Source organism: Streptomyces sp. NPDC048290 (assembly GCF_040652095.1).
GTDB lineage: Bacteria > Actinomycetota > Actinomycetes > Streptomycetales > Streptomycetaceae > Streptomyces.
In genome coordinates, this window is sequence record NZ_JBEZLM010000005.1 from 441,005 (window position 1) to 448,301 (window position 7,297).

Consider the following 7,297-nt stretch of genomic DNA (forward strand, 5'->3'; position numbering starts at 1 on the left):
AGGTACTTGTTCCGGACGCCGGTACGGCGACGGGGCTCGGGTCGGCGCCCGTACGCGCGCTCATCGCGGCGCCTGCGCTGCCGCTTGTCTCCGCACTCAACTCGCCGCCTCGGCGCCCGCTCGTCTCCGCACCTCGACCGCCGCTCGCCTCCGCGCTCAACTCCCCGCCCCGGCGACCGCTCATCTCCGCGCCTCGACCGCCGCTCACCTCCGCGCCCAACTCCGCACCCCGGCCGCCGCTCGCCTCCGCGCCTCGACCGCCGCTCGCCTCCGCGCTCAACTCCGCACCCCGGCCGCCACTCGTCTCCGCGCTCATCTCCGCGCCTCGACCACCGCTCACCTCCGCGCTCAACTCCGCACCCCGGTCGCCGCTCATCTCCACGCTCAGCTCCCCGCCCCGGCAACCACTCGTCTCCGCGCCTCGACCACCGCTCGCCTCCGCGCTCATCGCCCCGCCCCGGCCACCGCTCGTCCCCCCGCTCATATCCGCCCCGCCCGCCGCTCGGTCACCAGCAGCCACAGCAGATAGCCACCGCCGAGCACCCCGGTGACCACGCCGACCGGCAGCTGATCGGCGCCGAAGACCCGCTGTGCCGTCCAGTCGGCGGTGACCAGCAGCGCGGCGCCCATGCACAGCGACGGCACGAGATTCGGGCCGGGTGAGCGGGTGAGCCGCCGGGCCAGCTGGGGTGCGGTGAGCGCCACGAAGCCGACCGGCCCGGCGGCGGCGGTGGCCCCGGCGACCAGCAGCACGGCGGCCAGCATCAGCACCAGCCGCACCCGCTCGACCCGCACCCCGACCGCGTACGACACATCGTCGCCCATCTCCAGCATCCGCAGCCCGCGCCCGTTGACCAGCACCAGCGGCACCAGCACCGCGCACAGCGCCAGCAGCGGCCAGACCTCCTCCCAGCCCCGGCCGCCCAGCGAACCGGTCATCCAGACCATGGCCCGGCTGGCGTCCACGATGTCCGCCCTGGTCAGCAGATATCCGTTGACGGCGGTGAGCACGGCCGAGACACCGATGCCGACCAGCACCAGCCGATAGCCCTGCACCCCCCGTTTCCAGGAGAGGAGATAGATCGCCGCCCCGGTTACCAGCCCCCCGACCAGCGCCCCCATGGTGACCTGCCCGGCGCTCCCGGACACCAGCACGATCATGATCAGCGCACCGGCGGTCGCGCCCTGCCCGAGCCCGAGCACATCCGGACTGCCCAGCGGGTTGCGCGTGATGGACTGGAACAGCGCCCCGGCCAGCCCGAGCGCGGCCCCCACCAGCAGCCCCACCAGCACCCGCGGCAGCCGCAGTTCCCGGACGATGAACTCCTGCCCGGCATCGCCCCGCCCCGCCAGCGTCCTGAGCACCTCACCGGCCGGGATCGGGAAGTCCCCCGTACCGACCAGCAGCACCCCCATCACCAGCGCGACCACCACCAGCACGGCGGTGACCCCGGCCACCCGCGCGTCCACCCGCACGGAGACCCCACCGAACGCCCAGACGGACCCCCGGACCCGACCTGCCCTCATGGCCGGAACGGCACGTTCCCCGGCGGCCGTGTCCACCGCGTCCTTCGCCACGCCCCTCACAGCTGCGCCGTCCTCCGCCGTCGTACGAGATAGATGAAGACGGGCCCGCCCAGCACCGCCGTGACGATCCCGACCTGCACCTCCGCGGGCCGCGCCACGACCCGCCCGATCACATCGGCACCGAGCAGCAGCACCGGCGACAGGACCGTGGCGTACGGCAGGATCCAGCGCATGTCGGGACCGGTGAACGACCGCACCACATGCGGCACCATCAGACCGACGAACACGATCGGACCGCACGCGGCGGTCGCCGCCCCGCACAGCACGGTCGCGGCCAGCATCGACAGCGCCCGGGTCCGGTTGAGGTGGGCGCCCAGCGCCTTGGCGGTGTCGTCGCCCATCGCCATGGCGTTGAGCGGCCGGGCCAGCCCGAGCGCCAGCAGCGTGCCGAGGACGAGGAACGGCAGCACTTGGAGGATGGTGTCGCCGGTCGCCGCGTTCAGCGAACCGACGGTCCAGAAGCGCATCTTGCCCAGCGCCGCCTGATCCATGATCATCACGGCCTGGAGATAGCCGTACAGGGCTGCGCTGATTGCCGTGCCCGCGAGGGCGAGGCGGACCGGGGTCGCCCCGCGGCTGCCGCCGAGGAACCACACCAGCGCGCCGACCAGCGCCGCCCCCGCGAACGCGAACCACACATAGCCGATCAGGCTGGTGACCCCGAGATAGGTCATGGCGGTGACGACCGCGGCGGACGCCCCGGCGTTGATGCCGAGCAGCCCCGGATCGGCCAGCGGATTACGGGTCAGCGCCTGGAGCACCGCGCCCGACAGCCCGAGGGCGGCTCCGGCGAGCAGCCCGAGCACCGTCCGCGCCACCCGCTCACCGACGACCACATCGGCGTACCGGCCCGAATCCTGGAACAGACCGTGCCACACCTCGCCCGGGGAGAGCGGTTTCGCGCCGATCGCGATGCTCGCCAGGGCGACCAGCACCAGTACCGCCAGCGCGACCAGCAGCCCGACGCCTCGGATCACCTGACGAGTCGGCGGCACGGGAACGGCTGCCACGCGCGGCTTGGGAGGACTCTCAACCAACACGGAGGTTAGGTTAGCCTACCCTCGTCAGCGCGCCGCCCCGCTGACCTCGGCGGCACCGCAGGCACCCCACGCACCGGCCCACTCAAGCGACCGTTGGCCCGCCCTCGCCCCCCGCACCCTCACAACCCCAGCCGAGCCAGCCCCTTCCCCCCATCCAACGCACACGCCCCATCCCCCGCCGCCGTCCAAGCCGCCGCGCACAACGCCCGCAGCCCGTCCAGCGCCGCCCCCTCACCGTCGAGTTCCAGCCGCTCGGCACCCGCCGTCGCCGTCCATCCCCCGCACCGGAAGCCGTCCCCGACCGGCGTGACCTCCGGCTGCCCGGTGAGCATCCCGCGCAGATCGGCGTCCACATACGTCGGCCGGTGCCGCGGCGGCGCGGCCAGCAACTGCGCCCCGTCCGTCACCCCGGTCAGCACCAGCAGCGCGTCGACATCCCCGTTGAACGCGCCCTCGATGTCCGTGTCCAGCCGGTCCCCCACCACCAACGGCCGCCGCGCCCCGGTGCGCAGGATCGTCTCCCGGTGCATCGGCGGCAGCGGCTTCCCCGCCACCTGCGGCTCCGCCCCCGTGGCGATCCGCACGACCTCCACCGCCGCCCCGTTGCCCGGCGCGATGCCCCGCGCGCTCGGAATCGTCAGATCCGTGTTCGACGCGAACCACGGCACCCCGCGCGCGATGGCGTAACACGCCTCCGCGAACCGCCCCCACGCCAGCTCCGGCCCGCCGTACCCCTGCACCACCGCCGCGGGATCGTCGTCCGCCGACTCCACCGGCGTCAGCCCGCGCTCGCGCAGCGCCACCCGCAGCCCGTCCCCGCCGATCACCAGCACCCGCGCCCCCGCGGGCAACTGCTCCGCGATCAGCCGCGCGACCGCCTGCGCCGAGGTGATCACATCCCCGGCCGCCGCCGGTATCCCGAGCGCGGTCAGATGCGCCGCCACCGTGTCCGGCGTCCGCAGCGCGTTGTTGGTGACATACGCCAGGTGCATCCCGCCGTCCCGCGCGGTGGCCAGCGACTCCACGGCGTGCGCGATCGCGTTCCCGCCCGCGTACACCACACCGTCGAGATCGAGCAGCGCCGTGTCGTACGCCTCGCTCAGCGCCCGCGCACTGCCCCCGGGCCTGGTCCTGACGCCCTGCCTCATCGCACCCGCTCCTCGCTCCACCGGCTTTCCCCCGATCATCCCCCATGGCACTGACACACGTACGATGCCGGGATGAATACAGCAGGTCACTCGGAAGCGACGGAGCGCCGGGGCCTGGAACTGACCCCGTTCCGCGGCCTTCGTTACGACCCCGACCGGGTCGGCAGCCTCGCCGCCGTGACGTCCCCGCCCTACGACGTCGTGGTCCGCCCCGACGGCCTCCACCAGCTCCAGGCCGCCGACCCGCACAACATCGTCCGGCTGATCCTCCCGCAGGCCGAGACCCCCGAGGCCCGCAACGCCCAGGCCGCCGCCACCCTCACCCGCTGGCGCACCGAGGGCACACTGTCCGCCGACCCCGAACCCGGCCTCTACCTCTACGAACAGAGCGACGGCGAGGGCCTGCTGCAACGCGGAATCATCGGCGCCCTGCGCGTCACGGACCCCGAGGACCGGATCGTCCTGCCCCACGAGGACGTGATGCCCCACCTGGTGGCCGACCGAGCCGCCCTGATGCGCGCCACCTCCGCCAACCTGGAGCCACTCCTCCTCACCTACCGCGGCGACGAGCACACGACAACCGCCGAGATCATCGAACGCACCACCCAGACCTCCCCGCTCTTCTCCACCACCACCGAGGACGGCTACCACCACCGCCTCTGGTCCCTCACCTCCCCCACCGACCTCACGACGATCACCACCGACCTGGCCCGCCACCAGGCCCTGATCGCCGACGGCCACCATCGCTGGGCCACCTACCGCCGGCTCCGCGCGGAGCACCCTTCCCCCAGCCCCTGGGACGACGGCCTGGTCCTCCTCGTGGACACCGCCCGCTACCCCCTACGCGTCCGGGCCATCCACCGCTACCTCCCCCACCTCCCCGTCCCGGACGCCCTGGCGGCCCTGAAGCCCCACTTCCGCATCCGCTCCCTGCGCGCCCCCCTGGACCAGGCCCTAGCCGCCCTGTCCGAGGCAGCGGCCCACAGCAACGCCTACCTCCTGGCGGGCGACGGCACCTACCACCTGGTCGACCAGCCGAACCAGGCCCTCCTCGCCCGCACGGTCCCCACCGACCGCCCCTCCACCTGGCGCACCCTGGACGCGACGGTCCTGCACAGCACCCTCCTGGACCACCTCTGGCAGATCCCGGAGGACTCCCCGACCCACATCGCCTACATCCACGACACGGCGGCCACCGTCACCAAGGCCGAACAGGACGGCGGTACGGCCGTCCTTATGCACCCGGTCCGCGAGGAACTGGTCCGCGACCTGGCCCGCCAGGGTGTCACCATGCCCCGAAAGTCGACATCCTTCGGCCCAAAACCGGCCTCGGGCCTGGTCCTGAGAGCCCTGGACCTCTGACACCCCCCGAAGCACCAACAAAAAAAGGGGGTGGGCTTCCCGACCAACCGGGAAACCCACCCCCACCTCACATCAGCCCGCGCTACCCCCGGGCTCCGACCCCGACCCCGTCTCCTTCTCCACCGCATCACCGGAGGAGGAGTCGGTCTCCTCGTCCAACGCGTCCATGAACTCCACCCCGTCCAGCTCAGCGAGCCGGTCCGACGCGTCCGTACCACCGTCCCGGTCCGCCTCGACGGCCTTGGCGAACCACTCCCGCGCCTCGTCCTTCCGCCCCGCCTCCAGCAGCGCATCGGCATAGGCGTACCGCAGCCGCCCGGTCCACGGCTGTACGGAGTTCGACGCCAGCTCAGGACTCTGCAAGGTCACGATGGCCGCGTCCAGCTGCCCCATGTCCCGCCGCGCCCCGGCCGCGACCAGCCGCATCTCGACCTGCCCGGCCTTGTCCAGCTTCTGCACCTCCGGCGCCCCGGCCATGTCCAGCGCCTTCTCCGGCCGCCCGAGCCCACGCTCACAGTCGGCCATCACCGGCCACAGATCGGCATTCCCGGTCATCCGCCGAGCAGCCCGGAACTCCGCGAGCGCCTCCCCGTACTTCTGATGCGCATACGCCGCGAACCCGGCCGCCTCCCGTACGGCAGCGACCCTCGACGCCAGCCGCAACGCGACCCGCGCATACCCATAGGCCCCCTCAGGATCCTCATCGATCAGCCGAGCGACCATCACCAGGTTCTTGGCGACATCATCAGCAAGCGTCTTCGGCAGACTCAGCAACTCCTGCCGTACGTCCTTGTCGATCTCCTCGCCGGTCACATCCTCCGGGATGGGCAGCCGCTTGATCGGCTCACGGTCCCGGTCACGCTCCTCACGGAACCGACCCCCACCACCGGCAGGCCCCCGCCGGTCGTCCCGCCCCCGGAACCCACCACGGTCGTCCCGCCGGGGCCCGCCCCGCCGGTCATCCCGAGCACCACGGTCGTCCCGCCCACGGAACCCTCCGCGCTCCCCACCGTCCCGCCGGACCCCGGACCGCTCACCCCGATCGTCCCGCCGCTCAAAACGACGCTCGTCCCGTCGATCATCCCGCCGGTCATCACGCCGCTCGTCCCGACGGTCGTCGCGCCGGAAGGCCGGCCGATCCCCACGGTCATCCCGCCGGAAGCCCGGCCGCTCTCCGCGGTCATCCCGCCGGAAACCCGGACGCTCCCCACGATCATCCCGCCGGAACGCCGGCCGATCCCCCCGCTGGTCCCGCCGATCGTCCCGACGGAACCCGCCACCACTGCGCTCACCACGATCGTCCCGCCGCTCATCACGCCGGACGTATCCCCCACGGTCGTCACTACGCCGCTCATCGCGCCGATCGTCACGACGGTCGTCCCGCCGCGGATAACCCCCACGGTTGTCGTCCCGCCGATCATCACGCCGGTCATCCCGCCGGAACCCACCGCGGTCGTCGCTCCGCCGGTAACCTCCCCGATCACCGTCACGACGATCGTCCCTACGGTCGTCCCGGCGATCATCCCTCCGGTCATCACGACGGTCGTCCCGCCGGAACGCCGGCCGGTCCCCGCGGTCGTCCCGCCGGAACCCACCCCGACTCCGCTCGTCCTCACGCCGAGGGCCCCGCGCACGATCGTCCCGCTGGTACGACGGCCTGGACCCCCGATCGCCACCATCACGCCGGTCGTCCCGCCCACGGAAGCCACCGCGGTCACCCGGGCGGTCAGACCGCTCGGAACGCTCGCCGCGCCCCGCACCACGGTTGTCGTCCCGCCGCCCGTCACCGGGACGGCGATAGCCACCACGGTCGTTGTCCCGCCGGTCGTTGTCCCGGCGGAACCCGCCACGGTCACCGCGGTCACCGCGACCGGCACTACCACGGTCGCTGCGCTCCCCCCGGTTCCCGCGGTCACCACTGTCCCGTCGCCGCTGGTCGCGCTCCGGTCGATCGTCGGGAGAGTTGGTGGACATCGGTGACTCCTGTCTTCGGTACCGCAAGCATTGTAAAAACAAAAGGACCCCTGGTCCCAGCTGAACGCTGGGACCAGGGGTCCTCCAAAGATTGTTCGGCGGCGTCCTACTCTCCCACCGGGTCCCCCCAGCAGTACCATCGGCGCTGTAAGGCTTAGCTTCCGGGTTCGGAATGTAACCGGGCGT

At 72.6% G+C, this 7,297-nt stretch carries 6 protein-coding genes and 1 rRNA gene; 1 reads left to right on the top strand and 6 read right to left on the bottom strand.

Going from position 1 to position 7,297, the window contains the following annotated elements; genetic code table 11:
- Positions 1-480: 480 nt before the first annotated feature.
- From AB0D49_RS11400 to AB0D49_RS11410, 3 genes are all read right to left on the bottom strand, one after another.
- Positions 481-1,527, bottom strand: a complete 1,047-nt coding sequence (locus tag AB0D49_RS11400) for an iron chelate uptake ABC transporter family permease subunit (RefSeq protein ID WP_362754528.1) — start codon at positions 1,525-1,527, stop codon at positions 481-483.
- A 56-nt stretch (positions 1,528-1,583) separates the two neighbouring features.
- Positions 1,584-2,627, bottom strand: coding sequence for an iron ABC transporter permease (locus tag AB0D49_RS11405; protein ID WP_362754530.1), 1,044 nt, complete (start codon positions 2,625-2,627; stop codon positions 1,584-1,586).
- Positions 2,628-2,746: 119 nt separating this feature from the next.
- The gene (locus AB0D49_RS11410; RefSeq protein ID WP_362754534.1) at positions 2,747-3,775 is read right to left on the bottom strand and encodes an HAD hydrolase-like protein; all 1,029 of its coding nucleotides are present in this window, start codon (positions 3,773-3,775) and stop codon (positions 2,747-2,749) included.
- Between the two features lie 72 nt (positions 3,776-3,847).
- Between AB0D49_RS11410 and AB0D49_RS11415 the strand changes: the two genes are divergently transcribed.
- Positions 3,848-5,137, top strand: a complete 1,290-nt coding sequence (locus tag AB0D49_RS11415) for a DUF1015 domain-containing protein (protein WP_362754537.1) — start codon at positions 3,848-3,850, stop codon at positions 5,135-5,137.
- Between the two features lie 72 nt (positions 5,138-5,209).
- Here the strand turns inward: AB0D49_RS11415 and AB0D49_RS11420 are convergent, their stop codons facing one another.
- From AB0D49_RS11420 to rrf, 3 genes are all read right to left on the bottom strand, one after another.
- Positions 5,210-5,968 carry a tetratricopeptide repeat protein gene (locus tag AB0D49_RS11420; RefSeq protein ID WP_362754603.1) on the bottom strand — a complete coding sequence of 253 codons (759 nt, stop codon included), beginning with the start codon at positions 5,966-5,968 and terminating at the stop codon, positions 5,210-5,212.
- Positions 5,947-7,053: a hypothetical protein gene (locus tag AB0D49_RS11425; protein WP_362754606.1), complete on the bottom strand. Its 1,107-nt coding sequence runs from the start codon at positions 7,051-7,053 to the stop codon at positions 5,947-5,949. The genes AB0D49_RS11420 and AB0D49_RS11425 overlap by 22 nt, the downstream gene beginning before the upstream one ends.
- A gap of 151 nt (positions 7,054-7,204) precedes the next feature.
- Positions 7,205-7,297, bottom strand: a 5S ribosomal RNA gene (gene rrf / locus AB0D49_RS11430); the annotation flags it as partial.